29 protein-coding genes and 2 pseudogenes are annotated in these 22,084 nt (G+C 64.3%); 18 read left to right on the top strand and 13 right to left on the bottom strand.

Features of this window, described 5'->3' with window-relative positions:
• Positions 1-444 (top strand): GNAT family acetyltransferase, encoded by a 444-nt coding sequence (locus tag ACVMB0_RS18025; RefSeq protein ID WP_461347147.1) that lies wholly within the window; start codon positions 1-3, stop codon positions 442-444.
• 19 nt (positions 445-463) lie between these two features.
• Positions 464-1,046: pseudogene (locus ACVMB0_RS18020) on the top strand (GDP-mannose pyrophosphatase).
• A gap of 190 nt (positions 1,047-1,236) precedes the next feature.
• Here ACVMB0_RS18020 and ACVMB0_RS18015 read toward each other — a convergent pair.
• The 3 genes from ACVMB0_RS18015 to ACVMB0_RS18005 all read right to left on the bottom strand — a co-directional run bounded on the left by ACVMB0_RS18015 (position 1,237) and on the right by ACVMB0_RS18005 (position 4,019).
• The gene (locus tag ACVMB0_RS18015) at positions 1,237-2,391 is read right to left on the bottom strand and encodes an acyltransferase family protein (RefSeq protein WP_461347146.1); all 1,155 of its coding nucleotides are present in this window, start codon (positions 2,389-2,391) and stop codon (positions 1,237-1,239) included.
• Between the two features lie 117 nt (positions 2,392-2,508).
• Positions 2,509-3,546, bottom strand: coding sequence for an AraC family transcriptional regulator (locus ACVMB0_RS18010; RefSeq protein ID WP_461347145.1), 1,038 nt, complete (start codon positions 3,544-3,546; stop codon positions 2,509-2,511).
• Between the two features lie 32 nt (positions 3,547-3,578).
• Positions 3,579-4,019, bottom strand: a complete 441-nt coding sequence (locus ACVMB0_RS18005) for a hypothetical protein (RefSeq protein ID WP_456749588.1) — start codon at positions 4,017-4,019, stop codon at positions 3,579-3,581.
• A 240-nt stretch (positions 4,020-4,259) separates the two neighbouring features.
• On the opposite strand from ACVMB0_RS18005, the gene ACVMB0_RS18000 reads away from it, so the two are divergent.
• The gene (locus ACVMB0_RS18000; protein WP_461347144.1) at positions 4,260-4,514 is read left to right on the top strand and encodes a hypothetical protein; all 255 of its coding nucleotides are present in this window, start codon (positions 4,260-4,262) and stop codon (positions 4,512-4,514) included.
• A gap of 136 nt (positions 4,515-4,650) precedes the next feature.
• On the opposite strand, the gene ACVMB0_RS17995 is transcribed toward ACVMB0_RS18000, so the two are convergent.
• Positions 4,651-5,124, bottom strand: coding sequence for a hypothetical protein (locus ACVMB0_RS17995; RefSeq protein WP_461347143.1), 474 nt, complete (start codon positions 5,122-5,124; stop codon positions 4,651-4,653).
• A 124-nt stretch (positions 5,125-5,248) separates the two neighbouring features.
• Here ACVMB0_RS17995 and ACVMB0_RS17990 point away from each other — a divergent pair, with 124 nt between their 5' ends.
• Entirely contained in the window at positions 5,249-6,016 is a 768-nt protein-coding gene (locus ACVMB0_RS17990) for an SDR family NAD(P)-dependent oxidoreductase (RefSeq protein ID WP_456749591.1), read from the top strand.
• Between the two features lie 171 nt (positions 6,017-6,187).
• On the top strand, positions 6,188-6,448 hold the full coding sequence (locus tag ACVMB0_RS17985; RefSeq protein ID WP_461347142.1) for a helix-turn-helix domain-containing protein: 261 nt from the start codon (positions 6,188-6,190) through the stop codon (positions 6,446-6,448).
• A 96-nt stretch (positions 6,449-6,544) separates the two neighbouring features.
• Here the strand turns inward: ACVMB0_RS17985 and ACVMB0_RS17980 are convergent, their stop codons facing one another.
• The gene (locus tag ACVMB0_RS17980; protein WP_461347141.1) at positions 6,545-7,573 is read right to left on the bottom strand and encodes a hypothetical protein; all 1,029 of its coding nucleotides are present in this window, start codon (positions 7,571-7,573) and stop codon (positions 6,545-6,547) included.
• Positions 7,574-7,703: 130 nt separating this feature from the next.
• Between ACVMB0_RS17980 and ACVMB0_RS17975 the strand changes: the two genes are divergently transcribed.
• Positions 7,704-8,231: a collagen-like domain-containing protein gene (locus ACVMB0_RS17975; protein WP_456749594.1), complete on the top strand. Its 528-nt coding sequence runs from the start codon at positions 7,704-7,706 to the stop codon at positions 8,229-8,231.
• A gap of 53 nt (positions 8,232-8,284) precedes the next feature.
• Here ACVMB0_RS17975 and ACVMB0_RS17970 read toward each other — a convergent pair whose 3' ends face one another.
• Entirely contained in the window at positions 8,285-8,512 is a 228-nt protein-coding gene (locus tag ACVMB0_RS17970; RefSeq protein WP_456798733.1) for a hypothetical protein, read from the bottom strand.
• 87 nt (positions 8,513-8,599) lie between these two features.
• The gene (locus tag ACVMB0_RS17965) at positions 8,600-8,866 is read right to left on the bottom strand and encodes a DUF2277 domain-containing protein (protein ID WP_461347140.1); all 267 of its coding nucleotides are present in this window, start codon (positions 8,864-8,866) and stop codon (positions 8,600-8,602) included.
• A gap of 176 nt (positions 8,867-9,042) precedes the next feature.
• On the opposite strand from ACVMB0_RS17965, the gene ACVMB0_RS17960 reads away from it, so the two are divergent.
• Positions 9,043-9,288 (top strand): DUF2188 domain-containing protein, encoded by a 246-nt coding sequence (locus tag ACVMB0_RS17960; RefSeq protein ID WP_016840968.1) that lies wholly within the window; start codon positions 9,043-9,045, stop codon positions 9,286-9,288.
• 15 nt (positions 9,289-9,303) lie between these two features.
• Here ACVMB0_RS17960 and ACVMB0_RS17955 read toward each other — a convergent pair whose 3' ends face one another.
• Entirely contained in the window at positions 9,304-9,993 is a 690-nt protein-coding gene (locus ACVMB0_RS17955; protein WP_461347139.1) for an ArsR/SmtB family transcription factor, read from the bottom strand.
• A gap of 140 nt (positions 9,994-10,133) precedes the next feature.
• Between ACVMB0_RS17955 and ACVMB0_RS17950 the strand changes: the two genes are divergently transcribed.
• From ACVMB0_RS17950 to ACVMB0_RS17930, 5 genes are all read left to right on the top strand, one after another.
• Positions 10,134-10,535, top strand: coding sequence for a nuclear transport factor 2 family protein (locus tag ACVMB0_RS17950; protein WP_461347138.1), 402 nt, complete (start codon positions 10,134-10,136; stop codon positions 10,533-10,535).
• A 111-nt stretch (positions 10,536-10,646) separates the two neighbouring features.
• Complete coding sequence (locus ACVMB0_RS17945; protein ID WP_461349676.1) at positions 10,647-11,708, top strand: alpha/beta fold hydrolase; 1,062 nt, start codon at positions 10,647-10,649, stop codon at positions 11,706-11,708.
• A 17-nt stretch (positions 11,709-11,725) separates the two neighbouring features.
• Positions 11,726-12,073, top strand: a complete 348-nt coding sequence (locus tag ACVMB0_RS17940; RefSeq protein ID WP_456749599.1) for an MmcQ/YjbR family DNA-binding protein — start codon at positions 11,726-11,728, stop codon at positions 12,071-12,073.
• 156 nt (positions 12,074-12,229) lie between these two features.
• Positions 12,230-12,583, top strand: coding sequence for a hypothetical protein (locus tag ACVMB0_RS17935; protein ID WP_456749600.1), 354 nt, complete (start codon positions 12,230-12,232; stop codon positions 12,581-12,583).
• Positions 12,584-12,767: 184 nt separating this feature from the next.
• Entirely contained in the window at positions 12,768-13,181 is a 414-nt protein-coding gene (locus ACVMB0_RS17930; RefSeq protein ID WP_456799019.1) for a hypothetical protein, read from the top strand.
• A 92-nt stretch (positions 13,182-13,273) separates the two neighbouring features.
• On the opposite strand, the gene bfr is transcribed toward ACVMB0_RS17930, so the two are convergent.
• Entirely contained in the window at positions 13,274-13,762 is a 489-nt protein-coding gene (bfr, locus tag ACVMB0_RS17925) for a bacterioferritin (protein WP_456749601.1), read from the bottom strand.
• A 130-nt stretch (positions 13,763-13,892) separates the two neighbouring features.
• Positions 13,893-14,168 (bottom strand): (2Fe-2S)-binding protein, encoded by a 276-nt coding sequence (locus ACVMB0_RS17920; RefSeq protein WP_456756265.1) that lies wholly within the window; start codon positions 14,166-14,168, stop codon positions 13,893-13,895.
• A gap of 365 nt (positions 14,169-14,533) precedes the next feature.
• Between ACVMB0_RS17920 and ACVMB0_RS17915 the strand changes: the two genes are divergently transcribed.
• Both ACVMB0_RS17915 and ACVMB0_RS17910 read left to right on the top strand, forming a co-directional pair.
• Positions 14,534-14,839 carry a hypothetical protein gene (locus ACVMB0_RS17915; protein ID WP_456749602.1) on the top strand — a complete coding sequence of 102 codons (306 nt, stop codon included), beginning with the start codon at positions 14,534-14,536 and terminating at the stop codon, positions 14,837-14,839.
• 235 nt (positions 14,840-15,074) lie between these two features.
• Positions 15,075-15,359: a hypothetical protein gene (locus ACVMB0_RS17910; protein ID WP_029084043.1), complete on the top strand. Its 285-nt coding sequence runs from the start codon at positions 15,075-15,077 to the stop codon at positions 15,357-15,359.
• A gap of 84 nt (positions 15,360-15,443) precedes the next feature.
• On the opposite strand, the gene ACVMB0_RS17905 is transcribed toward ACVMB0_RS17910, so the two are convergent.
• Entirely contained in the window at positions 15,444-16,676 is a 1,233-nt protein-coding gene (locus tag ACVMB0_RS17905) for a lytic murein transglycosylase (protein ID WP_461347137.1), read from the bottom strand.
• Here ACVMB0_RS17905 and ACVMB0_RS17900 point away from each other — a divergent pair.
• Both ACVMB0_RS17900 and ACVMB0_RS17895 read left to right on the top strand, forming a co-directional pair.
• Positions 16,579-16,947, top strand: a pseudogene (locus ACVMB0_RS17900) (toll/interleukin-1 receptor domain-containing protein); the annotation flags it as partial. The gene ACVMB0_RS17905 and the pseudogene ACVMB0_RS17900 overlap by 98 nt on opposite strands.
• A 40-nt stretch (positions 16,948-16,987) precedes the next feature.
• Entirely contained in the window at positions 16,988-17,923 is a 936-nt protein-coding gene (locus ACVMB0_RS17895; RefSeq protein ID WP_461349797.1) for a hypothetical protein, read from the top strand.
• 127 nt (positions 17,924-18,050) lie between these two features.
• Here the strand turns inward: ACVMB0_RS17895 and ACVMB0_RS17890 are convergent, their stop codons facing one another.
• The gene (locus ACVMB0_RS17890; RefSeq protein ID WP_456749605.1) at positions 18,051-18,635 is read right to left on the bottom strand and encodes a TIGR00645 family protein; all 585 of its coding nucleotides are present in this window, start codon (positions 18,633-18,635) and stop codon (positions 18,051-18,053) included.
• Positions 18,636-18,803: 168 nt separating this feature from the next.
• Complete coding sequence (ettA, locus tag ACVMB0_RS17885) at positions 18,804-20,453, bottom strand: energy-dependent translational throttle protein EttA (protein ID WP_456749606.1); 1,650 nt, start codon at positions 20,451-20,453, stop codon at positions 18,804-18,806.
• A gap of 274 nt (positions 20,454-20,727) precedes the next feature.
• Between ettA and ACVMB0_RS17880 the strand changes: the two genes are divergently transcribed.
• Entirely contained in the window at positions 20,728-20,979 is a 252-nt protein-coding gene (locus tag ACVMB0_RS17880) for a hypothetical protein (protein WP_456749607.1), read from the top strand.
• 117 nt (positions 20,980-21,096) lie between these two features.
• Positions 21,097-22,059 carry a D-2-hydroxyacid dehydrogenase family protein gene (locus ACVMB0_RS17875; protein WP_461347136.1) on the top strand — a complete coding sequence of 321 codons (963 nt, stop codon included), beginning with the start codon at positions 21,097-21,099 and terminating at the stop codon, positions 22,057-22,059.
• Positions 22,060-22,084 lie beyond the last annotated feature (25 nt).

Here is a 22,084-nt window from a genome sequence, read left to right as displayed (position 1 = left end):
ATGCCCTCCCGCGCGCTCGCCATTGCTGAGATCACCGATGCCGACGTCGCCGACGTGGTCGCGCTGTGGCAGGCCTGCGGCCTGACGCGGCCCTGGAACGATCCCGCGTCCGACATCGCGCTGGCGCGACGCGGACCGAATTCGGCCGTGCTGGTCGGCCGCGACGCCGGCGCGATCGTGGCGACCGCGATGGTCGGTCATGACGGCCACCGCGGCTGGGTCTATTACGTCGCGGTCGCCCCCGGCCGCCAGGGCAAGGGCCTGGGCCGCACCATGATGGAAGCGGTCGAGAATTGGCTGCGCGCAGCCGGCGTGCCGAAGCTGCAACTGCTGGTGCGGCGGGAGAACGCCAAGGCGAGCGCATTCTACCAAACGCTCGGCTATGAGGAATCGACCTCGGTGATGCTGGCCAAATGGCTCGACGGCCGCGAAGCCACGCAGTGACAGGGTTGAGGATTTCCGCATGAGCATCGCCGACCGCGTCCGCATCAAGGACGTCGAGCTGCTGTCGAAGCGCCGCTACGAGCTGAAGAGCGCGACATTCGACTACCGCCGCAGCAATGGCGAATGGCAGACCCAGGCGCGCGAGGTCTATGACCGCGGCAACGGCGCGACGCTGTTGCCGTATAATCTAAAGACCCGCAGCGTCGTGCTGGTGCGCCAATTCCGCTACCCCGCGTTCGCCAACGGCTATGATGATCTCCTGATCGAGGCCGCGGCCGGCATGCTCGACGACGCCGCGCCGGAGGCGCGCATCCGCGCCGAGGCGGAGGAAGAGATCGGCTACCGGCTCACCCACGTACGCAAGGTATTCGAAGCCTTCATGACGCCGGGCGCGGTGACCGAGAAGCTGCATTTCTTCGTCGCCGAATACGATGCCGCGATGCGCGTCGGCGATGGCGGCGGGCTCGCCGACGAGGGCGAGGACATCGAGGTGCTGGAGCTTTCGATCGACGACGCGCTCGCCATGATCAGCGACGGCCGCATCGTCGACGGCCAAGACCATCATGCTGCTGCAATACGCCGCGCTGCATCTGTTCAGGTAGGTGCCGCCGCGGTCAGTCGCAGGGGGCGCCGCCAAATATCGAGGAACAACCCCATGCAAAGGAGCCGGCGGCGGCCGGCGCTCGACTTGACACGTCGAGCAACTCACGGATACATTTCCAATATCCAGAAATCATGCAGCTGCGCGCCGGCCCCTGGGGGCACGTGGCATTGCGACGGGCGCGCCAACGTTCACAGCACTGCGCGCAGCCCCGGAATGCGCCGAGCCAGCAATCCGACCACCAGAAAGCTGGCAACCACGCCGACGAGGCTTGCCAACAGGAATTTCCATTGCGGGGCAACGGTCCAATCGTGCATCGCGCGGGTCACCGCGATGAGCACAGGGGCGTGCAGAACGTAAACGCCGAAGGCATTCCGGCTGAGGAATTTCGTCACCGGACCCTGCCAGTCGAACAGGTCACGATACAGCACCACCAACCCCAGGCTGAGCGAGACGCACGTTGCCGAGCGCCAAAAGTCCATACCCGCCGCCTGCCAATGCCAACCGCCGCCGTAGTCGGCCAGCCGACCCTCGAGGGCTCCCCCGAAGACGACGATGGCTGCCCACAGCGCGATGCTCCCCAGCAGCCCGCCGACCAGCCAGCGCCGTCCCGCGCCGCTCGACATCCGTCGCAGCCAATCGCCCCGCCACGCCGCGACCCCGGCGGCGAACATGAAGGGGTACTGCGGCGCGTCGTGAATGGCGATGTTGAGGATGCTGCGGCCTTCCGGCGCCAGCAGCCCCACTGCGAACGTCACGGCGCTCATCGCCAGGACAAAACCAAGCACCGAGGCCAGGCTCGGTAGCGAACGGGCGGCGGGTTGGCCGATCGGCCGGAAGCTGCACAGCAGGGCAAAGCAGCCGGAAAACAGCAGCAGCACCAGGCAGAACCAGAGCGGGCCGGAGCCGTCGAGAAGTTCTCCGTTGGAGAGGTGGTGCAGCCAGTCCTCCGTGAAACTCCGGCGCGGCTGCGACCACCATGATCCCGCGACGTAATACTCTGTCAGCGGTCCAATCAGCCCGATGTACAGGAGAAGGGGGATGCCGAGACGATACAGCCGTTCCTGCATGAAGCCGCCGACGCCGCGGCGGGCGACCATACCGGCGGCAAAGTATCCAGCGATGCCGAACAGCAGCCCCATGGAGACTGCGTGCTGGAACGTCTGGTAGGCCGCAAACGCCACCTCGGTGACCAGGCCCAGCGGCGGATGCTCGCGGTAGTACCAGCTCCCAAACGGCGAGTAGGTGACGGCGGCGTGCATGACCACAACCATGCTGATCGCCGACCAACGCAGATTGTCGATATAAAGGAGCCGGTGGGTCGTCGGCGAAGCGGGTTGCATCATGGGCATCTCCCTGGGCTGGATGCGAACATGATGGCCAAGGCCGGGCCGGTCGCGCCGAAAGTCGCGCTCAGGATCGCCGAAACCCGCAAAATCTGGCCGTTTCCGACAATCGGTGCGTCAGACCAGTTCCGCCAGGGTTCGTTTGCGGAATTCGCTTGGCGTTTCTCCGGTCTGCACCTTGAACGCTCGATTGAACGGGCCGATCGACTCGAAGCCGGCATCCAGTGCAATCGTCAAGATCGGGACGCGCACCTGACCGGGATCGGCCAGCGCCGCGCGCGCCTCCGCCAGCCGGAAGGAGTTGATGAAGCGGGCAAAGTTGCCGTACCCGAGCCGCTGATTGATGAGCTGGCGCAATCGGTATTCCGGCGTGGCCAGCCGTTTGGCCAGGCTCGCAATGGTCATGCCGCCGTCGCGGTAGGCCCGCTCCACTTCCATCGTCGCCAGCAAACGCTGATACAGCGCGGCTTCCGGCTCCGTCATGCCGAGCGTCGGCGGGACCGGCTCCGATGCCGCTGGCGCAGCGGTGACCGCGGAGATCGGGCTTGCCCTACGCAAGCGAAGCAAGGCGGCAGCCAGCGCGATGCCCAGCACACCGGGAAGCGCAGGCGTCATCCCGACATTGCTCGCCCCAATCAGCGTGCAGCCCACGATCGTGAGGCCCAAACCCCATGCGAACACGACCCGATCCCGGCGGCGCATTTCGATCAGGTCGTTGGCTCGGCCCAGCAGAGCGCGAGCGATCGCGATCACCACCAGCATCAGAGCGGAGACATGGGTCGCGAGCCAGGCCCATGACGAGTCGGCGACCACGGCCCAGATGACAAGCAAGGCCATCAAACCCAGGAGCGTCCAACCAACCAATGGCGGCCTGGCCGTGTCGTCGAACACCTCCTCGCTCCAGAGAACAAAGACAGCGGCCGCCATATTGCTCGCCACCCGCAGGAAGAGGATCCACACGGCGTGGCTGTCGTGAAATTGCGGAGCCGTCTCGATGAGAAACGCAATTCCGCACAAGTTGAGAACAAGTGTTATGCGGCCGAGCCGCGTCTTGCGCAACTGCAGGAGGGCGTCGAGCGCGAGAAGCACCAGCAAGGCCAGGGCCCCACCGCGAAGACCGATATCCAGGAGCATCTTCATCACCAAACCGGACACGACCTCGACTCAAACGCCCCGAGATCGGCGAACTACCGCATCGTGATCGCAAGTCCGCTCAGATCGGCGTTGGCCATCAGCCCGACCTGGTGGCCGGTCAGCTCGAGCACCGCGCCCTTCTGATTGGTGAGCACGATCGCGCGGGCGCCGCGGCCCACTGCAAGTCCCGCACCCGCTGCGCCGTAGACGCCGGCAACGTCCGACGGACGATTGATGTTGCTGACGCGGCCGCGCAGCACGGTCTTGGAGCCGCCGAACACCAGGCCGTAATCGAGGCCGCCGGTGGACAACCGATAGGAGCGGCCGCGGAAGGTCAAAACGCCGCTGCCGCCGGAGCCGCCGATGATCCATCCGGCCTTGTAGATCGTGAGCGTCACGAAGCCGCTGTCGGCGCGCGCCGCCGAAGAGAAAGCAAGTCCAGTGAACGCCATCAGTGCAACCAGCACGGCGCGAAGCGTGGACGAAGGTTTCATGTGCGGTCTCCCCAAAATTTGCTCACAGCGATTTACTCACGTCGATCGGCTCGCGTCGCGACGGGCACGAATCGCACCGGGCCGACTGTAGCAAGCGCACGATCCGGCGCAATTTGGCACAGCACCGGCGTTGAACCTGTTCCCGGGGTTGCAACACTCACTGCATGTCCGGGGCGATCGGCCCCTGAGCTCCAGGATTGCCCCTGCGGAGCATTCACATATCCAAAGCGGAGATTTCCCATGCGTCGTCTTGCGATTGCCTGCGCCACCATTGCCGCCACCGTGTCCGTGCTTGCCGCGGCCAGCCCCGCCAGCGCCAACCCGTATCATCTGATCCGCTGGCAGGACACCGGCTTCTGCCAGATCTGGGACCAGAGCATCCCGACCACGCCGTGGCCCGCGAACTTCGCCATTGTCAGCGATGAGCTGCCGACCTTCAACGCCGCATTCAGCTACAAGACCGGCCTCCTGAACAACGGCACCTGCTCGTTCTGAGCGATCGCCGATCACGCGCGAGGGCGGACACGCGGCAACAACGCGTCGTCCGCCCTTGTGCTGTCAGGCTTTGTATTGCCGGACTTGACGCGATTGCGCGTCAATGATGCTTGACGCATCAGTGATGCTAGACGCATCAGTGATGCTTGATCAGGGCGTCGCGCGCGGCGGCGAGTTCGAGGAACGCCGCGCCGTTGCCGCCGCCGTCGGGATGCACCGTCTTGGCGGCGCGCTTGAACGCCTGCTGGATTTCGGTCGCCGCGAGATGGCGGCCGAACGGCAGGCCCAGCAATTGCCGGTAGCGCTCGTCCTCCGTCAGCACCTTCGGCGTCAAGCCGCGCCGGCCGAACCGCGGCGCGGACAGCGTGTGCAGCGCGTCGGCAACGATGCCGAGACGACGCAGCGCCATCGATCTGGTCCGGCGGTCAGCCGATTTCAGCGCCGCCTGGCGCAGGATCGGCAGCACCTGTGCGGCCGCATGCCGCAGCGTCTCGTCGATCTCGGTGGTGGCGATCTCGGCGACCATTTTGGCGATCTCGCGATAATCGGGATCCGGCGCCGCGCAGAAGCGCGCGATCGCAACTTTCCATTGTCTGATATGCGGGTCCATGATCGGTCCGTGCTGTCATCCGAATCCGGATGACAGCAACGCGCAAACGCGGCTTGGCGTTTCGCTTGGCGCAGTTTTGAATAGTGTTGTCGACAACATCACAAATCAGAAACGAGGAAACACCATGGCTCTTCTCGACAATCACATCGCCGTCATCACCGGTGCGGGCTCCGGCATCGGGCGCGCGATCGCCGTCGGCTACGGCCGCGAGGGCGCGCGCGTGGTGCTGCTCGACATGAACGGCGATGCGGCGGGGGAAGCGGCCAAGGAGATCAGGAGCGCCGGCGGCAAGGCGGACAGCTTTCCGCTCGACGTGACCGATCGCGACGCCTGCATCGCAATGGCCAAGCAGGTCGCCGACAAGGTCGGGCCGGTCTCGATCCTGGTCAACAATGCCGGCATCGCGCGCCGCAACGGCATGCTGGGCGCCGAGGAAGCCGTGATCAAGGATTGGGAAGATATCATCTCGATCAACCTCACCGGCGTCTTCAACGTGACGCACTCCTTTCTCGCGGCCCTGCGCCAGAACAAGGGACGCATCGTCAATATCGGCTCGATCCAGTCTTTCGTGCATCTGCGCACGCCGAGCTCGCCGGCCTATACCGCCTCCAAGCACGGCGTGCTCGGCTTCACCAAGGCGCTGGCGGCCGAGCTCGGCAAGGACGGCGTGCGCGTCAATGCGATCGGCCCCGGCTTCATCGAGACGCCGTTGAACGAGAAGGTGCGCGCGACTAATCCGGACCTCGTGAAAGCCTTCATGGATCACACCCCGCTCGGCCGTCCCGGCAAGCCGGAGGATATTGTCGGCCCCGCGATCTTCCTCGCCTCGGACCTGTCGGCCTACGTCTCGGGATCGATCGTGATGGTGGACGGCGGTTACCGGACATTGTGACCGATGGAACCGCAATCGTGGCGATTTCTGGGTATTTTGCTTACAAAGCAGGGAGTTAGCCGCGCGTTAAGGTCTTGTTAACCAAACCGGCACACCGTGGATCTACGGGGTAGTTGGTTTTCTCGATGTCTCCGCCTCATCGATGAGGCGGGCGTTGATCGGGAGGAGTTCATGTCTTACGCGTCCACCGTACCGTCGCCGGAAGCACTGCTGCCGTCGCTGGCTCCAAATGAAATCGTCCCATTGCTGATCGGCGCGACCATCGATGAAGTCGAGCGGGAACTTGTGCTGCAAACGCTCGCGCGCTGCGACGGCAACCGCACCCGCGCCGCACGCGTGCTCGGCCTGTCGGTCCGCACCTTGCGGAACAAGATTCGCGAATACTCGGCCGACGGCATCGAGGTGCCGTTGAGCGAGCACGCCGCGGCGTAAAGCCGTGATGAGATTAGGTTGGTGTGAAGGGGCAGCGGAGGTTCACCTCTCCTTTGGGAGAGGTGAACCGCGGTCCGCGGCCAAACCGCTTCAACTTCATTTCATCGAGCTCTGGCGGCCAGTCCTAGATCGGCAGGTCGATCGCAAGACGCCGCCAGCGCGACAGCAGGGCGCCGTCCTCGTCGGCGAGGCAGCGTGCGAGACGCACGTCGGTCGTCGCGGTCTGTTGCATCGTCCGGGCGACCAGCCCGGTCGCATAGTCCCAATAGTCGCGGCGTCCACACGGATCGTCATCGACGAGGGACTTTGCCAGGATCTCGACATAGATCGCGGCGACGGCATTTTGCCAGAGCTGATCGGCGCGCACCTCTGCTTGGGCGCGCCGGTCCGCGGCTGCCACATCAGCCAGTAATTTTCTTCGCCTCCTGCCCGATCAGATGACGGCAGGCACGGATCAAGACTTGATGGATCAGGACTCGAGGGATTAAGACTTGGCGAGCGGCACACCAGCGGCCGCATCGTGCGCGCGTCGCAGAACACGGCATAGCCGAGCTTGTCGTACCAACGGACGCGGAGCAATTTGCGGATCTCGGCCTGCTGATCCTCCACGAGCTGCCGCCTGCCCGTTCGTTCGAGATCGGCGATGATCGCGACGAGACGATCGCGATCGAACGGCTCGACCTCGAGCACCACGCCGATGTTGCGCGGAAACAGCTCATCGAGCGTGGCGACCATCTCGCGATAGAACGCGCGCGCCAGGCCGCCGCGCCACGCTCTGTCGATGCCGACATGGTTGCAATAGATCAGGTCGCTGGCGTGATCATAGGTGAAGAAACCGAGTCCGATCGCACGCCCGCCGGCACGCAGGATGAAGCAGCGCGAGTCGAGCCGATAGGAGATCTGCTGGCCGCCGACGCTGAAATGCCTGGGCTCGCCGACGTCGTCCGACAACAGCCAGCGCACGACGTCATCGGAGCTGTCGCGCTCGCTCGCGGGAAACAACTGCTCATAGAGCTCGAGCACGCCGGTGCTGCGAAAGCTCGCTTCGTCGAGCACATCGTGTCGCGTCACGACGATGTCGAGCGCTTGCGGTCCGTCGCCGTAGCTGCCGTTCAGAACCCGCAATGCGTCCTCCGCTGTCATAATGCCCATGGAATTATGACTGTTGATCGCTCGCGTCGGTGCCTGCAGGCAGAATTGAAGCCGTCGTCCAACCTCTGTTACAAGCGGCTTCACATCGCGACGGAGCATATCAGTGGCTGACGAGACAACTTCCCGCCAGGGGGCACGAGGGGCGCAGGGGCCGCAGGGCCGTCAGGGCGAGCCGGGAAAGCCCGGACCGCAAGGGCATCCGGGACGGCCGGGGCCGGAAGGTCCGCGCGGCAAGCCGGGTCCGCAGGGCAAGGCGGGCGTGGCCGGAAAGCCAGGTCCGCAGGGCAAGCCGGGTGCGCAAGGCAAGCCGGGCGTGCAGGGTCCGCGCGGTGAAGCTGGTCCACAGGGGCCGCAGGGTCCGGCCGGCCCGCGCGGTGAGGCCGGCCCGCCCGGACAATTGCCGTCGATCGAGCAGGTGATGCCGTGGCTGCACATGATCTTCGATGCCTGGGAAGACTACAAGCGCACCAAGGAGCGTGAAGCCGCCGAGCTCGCCGAGCGCGATGCCGCCGAGCGCGCGGCGGCGGAAGCGATCGCGCTTGACGTCGACGCGGTCGATTTCGCGGATGATGACGACGAAGACGACGACCACAAGAAAAAGAAGAAACATCGCAAGAAGGACAGGAAGTAATCCTTCTTGTCATTGCGCGACACGGCGAACGAGATTCGTGTCGCGCGCGATGCTCACCGCTCGGTCCCCGAATTGGCCGGAGGATCGGACGGCTTGGCGAGCTGCATGAGTTGAAAGACCCAGCGCATCGCGTAGAACCAGGCAACGCCAGCGAACGCTCCGCACGCCGACAGGATGATGACGTTGGCGAAGTCGATCATGCCGCTCGACCACAGCATGCCGCAGGTCCAGAGCACGGCGAACGCCATCGAACAGAATGTGAGCAGGGCGGCAGGCTTCATGGCGTTGTTCCGGGTTCGGGGTGAACGGCCATGATGCCCCGGCAGCGCGGCGCCTTCCGTGACCTGAGTCACGGAAAGCCGCAGGCCTCAGCCGAACCGCAGGCGCGAACGCTCCCTCGCCTTCTCCGCCTCGATCTCGCGATCGCGCGCCGGCGCGGTGGTCTGCAACGAGATTAGCAGCTTGCGCGCGGCGTCCGAGACCTCGGTCACGGCAAGGTTGAAGGCCACCTCATTGGACTGCGACGGCTTGTTGAAGCCACTCAGTTTGCGCACGAATTGCAGCGCCGAGGCGTGGATCTCGTCCTCGGTGGCGGGCGGCTCGAAGTTGAACAGCGTCTTGATATTGCGGCACATGTCGGTCTCCCTCGCCCGCAGCAGCGGGGCGGCTGTCTCGATGTCTGAGCATGATCTTCTCGGAAAACCGGCCTCCACTTTTCCGGATCATGCTCAAGGACGATCGGCTGCTGCAAAATACGACATCGTGGTCTATTCTGGCAGCCTCATCGTTCACGACGGAAGCGAGGTTCCGGATGAGCCACGTGATCTACAAGGTGGTCCAGCACGATGGCGGCTGGGCCTATACCGTCAACGGGGTGTTCTCGGAGCCGTTTCCAACCCATGCCGCGGCGCTCGCTGCCGCCCGGCGCGCCGCCAACGAGCAGCGCGTTCCCGGGCGCACCGAGGCGATCCAGTACGAGACGTCGGACGGCAAATGGCTGACCGAAACCGCCTCCGGCAACGACCGCCCGGAAACCGAAGTCGAGGATGGGCGCTAGCTCATCCACGCGCGCTCAGAACGGAACCTGCACGCCGAGCCGATCGAAGAACGCCCGCCCGCGATCGGTGATCCGCAGCGCCCGCGGAATCCGATGCGGCGCAACGCCGCGGATCTCGACCAGCCGCGCCAGCACGGCATTGGCAAACGGACCGGCGAGATGCGGCACGCGCTCGGTCCAGTCGTTGCAGAGCCGCAGATGCGGCTGCCGCGCCGGATCGAAATCGATCGCTTCGGCCCGGCACCAGGCCAGCCCCTGTTCGGTGACCCGGCCATCGCGCCCGTCGACGATGACAAGGCGGCGACGGATCAGTGCATTCGACAGCAGCACGCCGAGCTGGCCCGCGAGGTGATGATAGCAAGTGCGCGATTGCCTGAGCTGCTCGGCCGGCATCGCACGCTTGCGTCCAGGCGTGGTCTTGGCCGCGAGGTCGACCAGGTTCTCGATCAGCGCCGCGACGTCGTCATCCCTGATCCGGTAATATCTGAACCTGCCCTGGGCCCACACACACAGCACCCGCGCGTCGACCAGCTTTTGCAGATGCGCGCTGGCGCCTTGCGGCGAAATGCCGGCGACCGCGGCAAGCTCGCCGGCGGGCAGCGCCTTGCCGTCCGCCAGCGCGCTGACCATGGCCTCGCGCACCGGATCGCCCAATGCCTCGGCGATCCGCGAAAACCCGGTCTGCACGGATTGGGATGATCCCACCGCATCGTCCTCCATATCACGCCGAAACCCTCCTACGCGCATTCGCAGCATCGCGAAACTCATTTCAGATTTTCCTGAAACGTTGCGGCCGCCTTCTCCGGTCAAATCGGCGGCAGTCGACGACACACAAGGGAACAATCATGACAGCAGGCAACAAAGACGCGGAACGCATCTACAGGCTTTGGGATGAAGCGCTCGGCAACAAGGACCTCGAGGCGGCGCTGGCGCTCTATGCGCCCGATGCCTCGATCGAGAGCCCGCTGGTCCAGCATCTGATGCAGACCAGCAACGGCATCGTCCAGGGCCGCGAGGCGCTGCGCGAGTTCATCACGCGCGTGTTCCGCACCAACCCACCGCAGCGGCGACGCTTCAAGCAGGGCTTCTTCAGCGATGGCCGGATCCTCACCTGGGAATATCCGCGCCAGTCTCCGGACAGCGACCAGATGGATCTGGTCGAGGTCATGGAGATCGAGGGCGGCCTGATCCAGCGCCACCGGGTCTATTGGGGGTGGTATGCGCTCAACATCCTGAAGGCAGGCTAGCCGGACACATCTTCGCCAGCCGCGCCGACGTCCTCTCGGACAACGCTTTCCCTCATGCTAGGCCTGCGTCGAAGCGGCTGGACAAACGCGCCGCGGGTGGCAAGAAGCATGATGTTCCGTTGGTGCGCGGCGCTGGTTGCCGCTGTTGTCTCGATGTCGGTTCCGGCCATGGCTGCAGATTATCCCGCGCCGCAGGATGGCGAGTGGATCGCGAAGGACTTCAAGTTTCACAGCGGCGAGGTGATGCCGGAACTGCGGCTGCACTACACCACGGTCGGCGCGCCGACCGGGCAGCCGGTGCTGGTGCTGCACGGCTCCGGCGGCTCGGCCGCCAGCATGCTGACGCCGAGCTTTGCCGGCCAGTTGTTCGGCCCCGGCCAGCCGCTCGACGCCGCGAAATACTACATCATCATCCCCGACGGCATCGGGCACGGCAAATCGTCGAAGCCGTCGGATGCGATGCGGACCAGCTTTCCGAAATACGACTACAACGACATGGTCGACGCGCAGTACCGGCTCGTCACCGAAGGGCTCGGCGTCAAGCATCTGCGGCTCGTGATCGGCAATTCGATGGGCGGCATGCATAGCTGGATCTGGGGCGTGCGATATCCGCAGATGATGGACGTGCTGGTGCCGATGGCCTCGCAACCGACGGCGATGGCGGCGCGCAACTGGATCCTGCGCCGGACCATGCTCGACACGATCCGCAACGATCCCGACTACAACAACGGCAACTACGCCAGCCCGCCGCGGATGATGAAATATGCCATCGCGGCCTATCGCTTCGCCAGCGCCGGCGGCACGCTCGGCTACCAGACGCTGGCGCCGTCGGCACAGCAAGCCGACAAGATGGTCGACGACCAGCTGGCACTGCCGGTCACCGCAGACGCCAACGACTACATCTACCAATGGGAGGCCTCGCACGATTACGATCCGTCCGCCGGACTGGAGAAGATCGAGGCCACGCTGCTTGCGATCAATGCGGCCGACGACGAACGCAATCCGCCGGAGACCGGCGTCACCGAAGCCGCCGTGAAGCGGATCAAGAACGGCAATATCTATCTGATTCCGGCGAGCACCGAGACGCGCGGTCATCTGACGACCGGCGACGCCAGGTTCTATGCCAGGCAATTGCAGGAATTGCTGCAGACCGCGCCGCAACGCACGATGTAGCGAGCGGGATCAGGACGATGTCCGCAACTCGCTTTCGCAAGGTCGCGCTGAGCCTGCCCGAGGTCGTCGAAGGCGCGCATCACGGCACCGCCGACTTCCGCGTCGGCAAGCGTATCTTCGCGACGCTCGGCTACCCCGACAAGGATTGGGGCATGGTCAAGCTGACGCCGGAGCAGCAGGCTGTCGTGGTCGAGGCCGAGCCGGAGATCTTCCGGCCGGTGCCGGGCGGCTGGGGCAAGAGCGGCAGCACCAATGTCCGTCTCGCCAAAGCCGATCAGGTCACGCTGCGCAGCGCGCTCACAATGGCGTGGGACAATATCGCGGCGAAGCCTGCGAAGAAGATCCGCGCGAAGAAACCATCCTGATCGCCGCGATCCCGCACTGCATCACGACGCACAACGCCGTTCCGCCGATTCTTTGAGCATGCATCCCGCGCGCGGTTCGTGCCTAATCGCGCAAACATCGGATTCGCGCGCGGCAGGTTGCGCGGATCACGCATAAGTTTTCGCCGGAGGAAGGCAATGCGAAGGCTCGCGCATGTCGCAGGGCTTGCGTCGCTCGTCATGTTGGCGGGCGCGGCCCTGGCGTTCGACAACGGCCAATACGACAACGTGCCGCCCGAGATCCGCGCCTGGTTCAAGAGCGTGATGGCGCCGAACGGCGTGCCGTGCTGCGACATTTCCGACGGCCATCGCACCAGCTACGATGTACGGGGTGGCGCCTATTGGGTGCCGATCGAAGGCGAATGGATGATGGTGCCGGAACGCGCGATCATCCGCGATCGCGGCAATCCGGTCGGCGAGGCCGTGGTTTGGTACGTGCACCATCGCGGCAACGTCATCATCAGCTGCTTCGTCCCCGCCGACGCCGTCTGAACGGCGCGCGTCGCCCGCGCGAAGCCGCACGCCGTGATCGCGCCAATTTGAGACAATTACTCTCTGTTAACCTTACTTCTTAACCAATAATTAAGGATGAGTTTGCGGGCGCAACGCGGCCCGGCCTAGCGTCCGCACAATGCTCCGTAACCGCGAGTTGGTGCGTGCCATGCCCCTTCCAACAATGGCCTATCGAACATATGGGGCGCTGACGGCGTCCCTCGGCGTTGCAGCGCTGCTGCTTGCTTGCTCCACCGAGACCTATGCGAGATCCGGCACGGCGCCGCGCGGCACATTCTCCGCGCATCATCCCGCCTTCCGTCATCATCTGCGGGTGCCCGGCATCGTGTTGCCGGGAACGGGCGGATATTACGATGATGCATTGGCCGCTGCGCCCCTCGCCGCCGAGGTGCCGGCGCCGGCCTCGAACGACGTCCGTTACACCTACACCCAGGACGTGCCCTGGGACTGGGCGCATCGCTATCCGCCCGCCGTGGTGCCGTCGGATCGCCCGTATGTGTCGAGCTGTCCCACCGAGAGCGTCACGGTGCCCGGACGCGGCGGCGACCGCACCATCAACATCACGCGGTGCTACTGACCGCCCACGCCATCGGATCAGGAAAAACAAAAGAGGCCGCCCGTAAGGACGGCCCCTTGTATTTTAGCGGCACGCTCCGAGCGTCGAGCCGCTCAGTGGTCCTCGCCTTGCAGATGCCCGACGTGCTTCTGGGTGTAGAGTTCGAGACCGATGCGCTTGATCAGGTCGAGCTGGGTCTCGAGGAAGTCGATGTGGTGTTCCTCGTCCTTCATCAGCTCTTCGAACAGGTCGCGGCTGACATAGTCCTTGACGCCGTGGCAGTAGGTCGCCGCCTCCTGGTAGAGCGTGCGGGCGCCGATCTCAGCGGCGAGGTCAGCCTCAATGATCTCCTTGACGTCCTGGCCGATCTTGAGGGGATCGAGCACCTGCAGGTTCGGGAAGCCGTCGAGAAACAGGATGCGATCGACGAATTTGTCGGCGTGCTCCATCTCCTCGATGGATTCCTTGCGCCAGACCTTGGCCATCTCCAGGAGGCCCCAATTGTTGAGCATCCGGTAATGCAGCCAGTACTGATTGATGGCGGTCAGTTCACTGCGCAGCCCCTTGTTCAGATAATCGATGACCTTCGGGTCGCCTTGCATGATCCACTCCACCTGTCGCGGCCACCGTTGGCCGGTCTGAATTTAGAACGCTTCTAAATCAGATTACCGGCAAGGGCAACCCTTCGCGGAAGCAGCGCGTGGATAACCGGATTCGGGGGATTTGGCGTCGTCAGCAGGCCGCGAGCGCGAACTCAGTGGCGGGCTCGGCGTCTTCGTTGGCGGCGTGCGGATGGCCGCTGTGGGGGCAGCCGGAGCAGCAGGCCTTGGCGCAGGGACCGAGCGCCTCGTCGATGATCGCCTTGATGGTGCGGGCGCAACGGCCGCATTCGGCACTGCAGCCGAGGCAGCCATACACCTGCTTGGCATTTCGGGTCACGGCCCCGCCGCCATTGACGGCATTGCGGACATCTTGGTCGCTGAGGACGTTACAGGAACAGACAATCATCAGAGGAGGCGGGTCCAACGGGTGATGCTCGCCAATATGGATATTGTCGGCCCCCGCGGGATGCAAAAGGAAAAAGCGGTTCTTGTAGCAATTCCAAACTGATGCGGGATTCATATTGGAATGAATCTAAATCGACCGGCCGGACTTCCGGGAGTATCGGACCCGCCAGGCAGGGTCCTGCCGGGCCGATCCCCAGCCCGACCGCCACAAGCAGCTGTGCGTTGCAAGATACTCCAAAAGCTGCAAGCATTTGGACGCGAATACGGCAGCGTCGTTCATTGATCATTCAAGCGGAATATGGAACCCTTCGGGCGAGACAGATCGCCAACGCACGCTGTCCCTGCTCCCGTGAGAAAGGTGAGGTCATGAAGAAGACATTGCTGGCGCTTTGCGCCGCCGCCACGCTGGCGGTTTCCGCTGTGGCGGTGCCCGCCCCCGCCCAGGCACAACGCGGTGTCGCCGCTGGCGTCGCTGCGGGATTGATCGGTGGCGCCCTCGTCGGTGGCGCAATCGCTTCGCAGAATGGATATTACGGTCCGGGATATGGCTACTACGCGCCCGGTCCGGCCTATGTCGCCGAGCCCGGTTATGGTCCCGACTGTTTCTGGCAGCGCCAGCGCTTCTGGGACGGCTACACCTGGCGCGTGCGCCGCGTCCGCGTCTGCGATTGATCGGCGTTCATCTCGATTAAATCGAACCAAACGTCCCGGAAAACCGACTGTTCTCCGGGACGTCGGCTGTAGATGGCCAGAAAAAACCGCTTTTCTGCGCGATGAGCCTGCGGGCGTTTACTTTCGGTTGACTGTTCTGCGCTGTTTAGCAAGACAGCAGTTCGAGATCAGCGTGCGAGTCACCTAAACCCGGCGTCGAACCACGACGCCACCACCTTCCAGGAGAGCCAAAGACATGAAGAAGACTTTAGCTGCCCTTGTCGCCGTTACCACGATTGCCGGTTCGCTGGCGGTTGCTCCGGCTGCCAAGGCTGGTGACGGCGGCGCCGTCGCGGCCGGCGTTGCCGGCGGCCTGATCGGCGGCGCCCTGCTCGGCGGCGCGATCGCCGGCGCTCGCCCGGCTCCGGTCTATGTTGCACCGGCCCCGACCTACGTCGAAGAAGCTCCCTGCCGCTGGGTGCGTGAGCGCTTCTGGGACGGCTACGGCTGGCGCTTCCGTCGCATCCAGGTTTGCGACTGATCGACCGACACGGTTTCAGCATCACACTCGAAAACCCGGCCTTGCGGCCGGGTTTTTGTTTGCGTCACTGTGCGGGCCTCGGTGTTAGCGCTGCCCGTGCATCGCACGCAGCACCGCCTCGCTCGGCCAGCAATCGACCTTCAGCCCGGCCTGCTTCTGATAGGCGCCGAGCGCCGCGCGGGTCTGCATCCCGGCCTTGCCGTCGAGCTTGTCCTTGTAGAGCCCGATCTTCGTCAGCTGCTGCTGCATCGCCTCGACATCGGCGGAGCGCAGCTGCTTCGACGCCGCCCATGGCGTCGCGAACGGCTGCGGGCTCGTCATGCGGTCGGCGAGATGGCCGACGAACAGCACGTAGAGATCGGAGAAATTGTATTCCTTGATCACGAAGTAGTTCGGCGTGGTCAGGAAGGCCGGACCGTAAATACCCTCCGGCTGCAGCAGCGAGGCCGATTGCGCCTGCTCGGTCGCATTGAGCTTTTGCCCGCGCACCGGCACGAAGCCCGCCCGCAGCCACTGGCTGATCGGTTTTGTCACTTCGGGCACGCCGATCGTGCAATCGGCATTGGCGGGTGCCGTGACCTCGTAGGCCCAGCGCACGCCGGGCTGCCAGCCCTTGTTGACGAGCTGCTGCGCGGCCGAGGCAAGCGCGTCCGGCACCGAATGCCAGATGTCGACCTTGCCGTCACCGTCGAGGTCGACGCCGTGCTTGTAATATTCCGACGGCAGGAACTGGGTGTAGCCGGTCGCCCCCGCCCAGGACGAACGCAGCTCCTTGCGCGTCACCACGCCCTCGCCGAGGATCTTCAGCGCGAGGATGAATTCGGTGCGGTACTGATCCTTGCGGCGGCCGACATAGGCCTGCGTCGCCACCACGCGCAGCGTGTCGTAGGGCAGCGAATAGCGGCCGTAATCGGTCTCGCGGCCCCAGATCGCCAGCACGATGGTGGTGGGAACGCCGAACCGCTTCTCGATCGCGTCGAGCGAGGAACGATACTTCTGCAGCAGCCGCTGCCCCTCCGCGGCGAGCCGCGCGATCGAGGCTTCCTTGATGTAGTCGGCCGGCACCTGCACGAACTCGGCCTGCGCCGGCGCGCCGGTCTTGGGACGTCCGGGCAGGATCAGGTCGGGCAGCTTGTAGTCGGGCTCAAGCCCGCTCGTCTCGCGGTCAAACGTCTCGCGCGACACGCCGGCCGCCTTGGCCTCCGGCCACAGCGAGGCGATGAACTGGGTGAACGCAGCGTCGGCGGCGTGGGCCGGCCGCTGTAGGGGCGCACACGACAGCAGCGCCAATGCGACAATGGTGGCTGGCCATTTCATGATCGATGTCACCTTGCGGAAACAGGCATTGCAACGTGGAATCAGCAATGTCAGAATTCAATTCTGGGTGGTAAGTTTTGCCATGCGCATATTTTTGTCATTTCCCTCCGAATTGGAATCGCAGGCGGACAGCATCGCCCAGTCCCTGCGCAATTGCGACCATGACGTTTTCTTTTCGCACGACGATCTTCCGCCGGGCGACAGCTTCGATGCGCGCGTCGAAAAAGCCATCGAAAGCAGCGATTTTATGGTGTTCCTGATCAGCCCGGCATCGGTGACCAGGGGACGCTACACCTTGAGCGAGCTCGCCTTTGCCAAAAACCAAGTGGCCGAACCCGAGCAATCGCGTGCTGCCGGTGATGATGGCGCCGACCCCGCTCGACCAAGTCCCGACCTATCTCAAGGCGGTCACGATCCTCGAGCCGCAGGGCAGCGCGGCGGCCGAAACGCGGGCCGCGGTGGATCGGATGCTGGCAGCCGAAAGCGCGCAGTCGCGTGGCCGATCCAGTCTGCCGTTCATTGCGTTGGCGCTGGCTTCCGCCATCGCCTGCACCCTCGCCATGAAATATGCCACCGGATTGCTGCGATTTTCGTTCGTCGATTCCGGGCCCTACGGCGGAATAACGATCCTGCCCGGCGTCATATTCGGCGTCGTGGTCGCGACCTGCAATTTCATCTTCGGCATCAAGGACCGGTTCCAGCTGGCACTCGTGATTGCGATGACCGCCGCGGCGTGGATCTCGGCCTTCGATGCCAGCAGTGTCACGCTTCAGACACTCGGCCAGTATTCGAGAGTTGCCACCACCACCGCCGCCGCTGCCGACACCACTGCCGCTGCCGACACCACTGCCGCTGCCGACAGCAATGCCGCCGATACAACGACCACGTCCGCCGCCGAGGTCAGAGATACCCTCAGCAATAATCCTTTCATGGGCTACGTCATCGGTGGCGTCGGCGGAGCGGTTGGCGGCGCGATCACCATTCTTGGCATCATCCTGACAAATCCCGGCTTCCGGCGGCTCAACAGTATTGTCATGACCTGGATCGCAGCCGTCGCTGCAGGGATCGTCTACGGCACGGTCGTCAAGCTTCCGGATTTGCTCGGCTGGCTGGTGCTGTTCGGCGTCTGGCAGCCTGTGTTCGTCCTTGCCATGGCACGCGGATTCCCGAATGGCGCCGCGCAGATTCCGGAATGGCTCGGCAAGATCACCGCGGCCGCCTCGCTCGGCACACGCACTGCGCGGTGACGCAGCGCGAGCAATCCCTCGAGTGCGACGAGATCGGGTTGAGCTGCAACCGCATCGAAAGTTCACCTCTCCCCTGGGAGAGGTGAACCGAGACTGCCGAGCCGATTCGGTCAAAACTCATCCCGCGCTAGTGCCCGGCCTGCTGCTTGGCGCCCTCGATCGAATCGTTCGAGAGCTTGTCGACGATGGCGATGCCGATGGCGGACAGGATGAAGACGCAGTGGATGATGGTCTGCCACATCACGCCAGTCTCGGTGTAGTTGCCCTTGCCGGACGACAGCGCGCCGGCCTCGATGAAGGTGCGCAGCAGATGGATCGAGGAGATGCCGATGATCGCCATCGCCAGCTTGATCTTCAGCACGCTGGCGTTGACGTGGCTGAGCCATTCCGGCTCGTCCGGATGTCCCTGCAGATTGAGCCGCGACACGAAGGTCTCGTAGCCGCCGACGATCACCATCACCAAGAGGTTCGAGATCATCACGACGTCGATCAGGCCGAGCACCGCCAGCATGATCTGCTGCTCGCTGAAATCGAAGGCATGGGCGAACAGGTGCCACAGCTCCTTCAGGAACAGCACGACATAGACGCCCTGGGCGATGATCAGGCCGACATAGAGCGGCAATTGCAGCCAGCGCGATCCGAAGATCAGCATGGGAACGGGACGCAGCGACCGGCCCTTCGCGGGGGCGCGCGCCTCGGAAATAGCGGACATATTGGAGTGCTCGCAGGATTCGATTTGCGGAAGCGCTCTATCTACGCATTCCCACGCGCTTGAAAAGCGACAACTGGCCGCAGATTGCGCCGCGATCCCGTCACGATCCTGCAAATGAAGCGGCGTTCGAACGCGGCGCGATGGGCCGCGTCCGGGCGCGCAATCAAATCACCGCGTCAGCTTCTTGTACTTCACGCGGTGCGGGATGATGCTGTCCTGGCCGAGCCGGCGCATCTTGTCCTTTTCGTAATCCTGGAAGTTGCCCTCGAACCATTCGACATGGCTGTCGCCTTCGAAGGCCAGGATGTGGGTCGCGATGCGGTCGAGGAACCAGCGATCGTGGCTGATGATGACGGCGCAGCCGGCGAAATCCTCCAGCGCCTCTTCCAGCGCGCGCAGCGTGTCGACGTCGAGGTCGTTGGTCGGCTCGTCGAGCAGCAGCACGTTGGCGCCGGACTTCAGCATCTTGGCGAGATGCACGCGGTTGCGCTCACCGCCCGACAACGCACCGACCTTCTTCTGCTGGTCGGCGCCCTTGAAGTTGAACGACGAGCAATAGCCCCGCGAATTGACTTCCTTCTTGCCGAGCAGGATCAACTCGTTGCCGCCGGAGATCTCCTCCCACACCGTCTTCTTGCCGTCGAGCGCGTCGCGCGACTGGTCGACATAGCCGAGATGCACGGTCTCGCCGACCGTGATAGTGCCCTTGTCGGGCGTCTCCTGCTTGGTGATCATCTTGAACAGCGTGGTCTTGCCGGCGCCGTTGGCACCGATCACGCCGACGATGCCACCGGGCGGCAGCTTGAAGCTGAGGTCGTCGATCAAAAGCCGATCGCCAAAGCCCTTGCTCAGCCCCTCGAAGTCGACGACGTTGGCGCCGAGCCGCTCGGCGACCGGGATGATGATCTGCGCGGTCTGGGTCTGCTTCTCGCTCGCCTGCTTGAGCAGCTCCTCATAGCGCTGGTAGCGCGCCTTCGACTTGGCCTGGCGCGCCTTCGGCGAGGACGCCACCCATTCCTGCTCGCGGGCCAGCGTCTTCTGGTGCGCAGCCTCCTCGCGGCCCTCCTGCTCGAGCCGCTTCTGCTTCTGCACCAGCCAGGACGAGTAGTTGCCCTCGTAGGGAATGCCGCGGCCGCGATCGAGCTCGAGGATCCAGCCGGTGACGTTGTCGAGGAAGTAGCGGTCGTGGGTCACGATCAGGATCGCGCCAGGATAGTTGCGCAGATGGCCTTCCAGCCACGACACTGACTCGGCGTCGAGATGGTTGGTCGGTTCGTCCAGCAGCAGCAATTCCGGCTGGTCGAGCAGCAGGCGGCACAGCGCGACGCGGCGGCGCTCACCGCCCGACAGCTTGGTGACATCTGCATCGTCCGGCGGGCAGCGCAGCGCGTCCATCGCCTGGTCGACCTTGCTGTCGAGATCCCACAGGCCCTGCGCCTCGATCTCGTCCTGCAACTTGGTCATCTCATCGGCGGTCTCGTCCGAATAGTTGACCGCGAGCTCGTTGTAGCGGTCGAGGATCGCCTTCTGCTTGGCGACGCCCTGCATGACGTTTTCGCGGACCGAGAGGCTCGGATCGAGCTGCGGCTCCTGCTCGAGGTAGCCGACGCGGGCACCCTCGGCGACCCAGGCCTCGCCGCTATACTCCTTGTCGAGGCCCGCCATGATCTTGAGCAGGGTCGACTTGCCCGAGCCGTTGACGCCGAGCACGCCGATCTTAGCGTCCGGGTAGAAGCTCAGATGGATGTTATCGAGCACCTTGCGGGTCGGGTACGCCTTGGTCAGACCCTGCATGAAATAGATGAACTGGCGAGCCATCCGCTGTCCCTGGAATTGATCCGAATTGGAGGAAATTTTGCTGCCGCCGATGTAACGGCCGGCCCCTGAAAGCGCAACCGCAGGGCGGGCGTTTTCCATCCGTTCACCACGTTCGATCCATTCATCACGGGTGACTACGGGTTCGCCGCGATGTGTGCGCCGAATCACGACAATTGAAACCATCTTTTAATAAATCAGGCCAAAACTCGTTCTCAACGCCGAAAAACGGCGATTTTCGCGGCAGAACCGCGACCAAAACAGTTGAGGCCGCACCATGGCTACCATCATTTCAGCTCCCCTTTCGCGTCCGGCGATCAAAGGCGAGGCGACGCTGTTCGCCGAATTCCGCACTTTCTGGCGGGCCTTCGTCGCCAAGGCTTTCAATCCCTACCGTCCGGAACTGCACTATATGCGCGGCCCGGGTCCGGCCTGCCGCGCCAAGCAGATGGCGCTGTCGCCGGCGGTCCGATCGATGCTCGCCGATATCCGCACCGCCAAGGCACAGCAGCCGTCCCGGCCGGCGTGACAATCGCCCCGATGTGAAAGCGCGGCCGCTTGCGCGCCTGCCGATTGCGCGCGACCATGACGGGTATCCCGACGGTCGATTTCCCGCCGTCGCCCTCACCCTGAATGGACCCTTCCGATGACGCGGCTCCGCTGTGCAATCCTCGACGACTATTTCGACATCGCGCTTTCGCTCGCCGACTGGCCGGCGATCAAGGATCGCGTCGAGGTGACCGTGTTCGACAAGCCGTTCGCGAGCGAGGCTGAGGCGGCGGCGAAGTTGAAGGATTTCGAGATCATCTGCGCGATGCGCGAGCGTACGGCGTTCCCGAAGAGCCTGTTCGATGCGCTGCCCCAGCTGAAGCTCCTGATCACGTCGGGCATGCGCAACGCCGCGATCGACATGGAGGCCGCCAAGGCTAACCAGGTGGTGCTGTGCGGCACCCAATATGGCCGCGATCCGACCGCGCCGCTGACCATGGGCCTGATCCTGGAATTGACCCGCGGCATCGGCCGCGAGAATGCGCGCATGCACGCCGGCGAAGCCTGGCAGAGCTTTGCCGGCACCGAGATCGAGGGCAAGACGCTCGGCATCATCGGCCTCGGCAAGCTCGGCAGCAAGGTCGCCGGCATGGCCAAGGTGTTCGGCATGAACGTGATCGCCTGGAGCCCCAACCTCACGCCGGAAAAGTGCAAGGAGGCCGGCGTCGGCTACGCCGGCAAGGATGAGCTGTTCGCGACATCGGACATCATCACCATCCATGTCGTGCTGAGCCCGCGTTCGCGCGGACTGGTCGGCGCCGCCGATCTCGCCCGCATGAAGCCGTCGGCCTTTCTGGTCAACACCGCGCGCGGGCCGATCGTCGACGAGCACGCCCTGCTCACGGCGCTGCGCGAGAAGAAGATCGCCGGCGCCGGCATCGACGTGTTTGCGGTCGAGCCGCTGCCGTCGGATCATCCGCTGCGCACGCTCGACAATGTCGTGATCACGCCGCATCTCGGCTACGCGACGCGCGAGAGCCTGCAAGCGCACTATCAGCAGATGGTCGCGTGCATCGATGCCTTCACCAAAGGCGGCGAGCCGCCGCGGCGGCTGGTCTGACGCGTTTTTGGTGGAGCATGATCGC

This window comes from Bradyrhizobium sp. USDA 4451 (genome assembly GCF_054822585.1).
The sequence above is the reverse complement of the archived record's forward strand: the minus strand, read 5'-3'. Positions and strand labels throughout refer to the sequence as shown.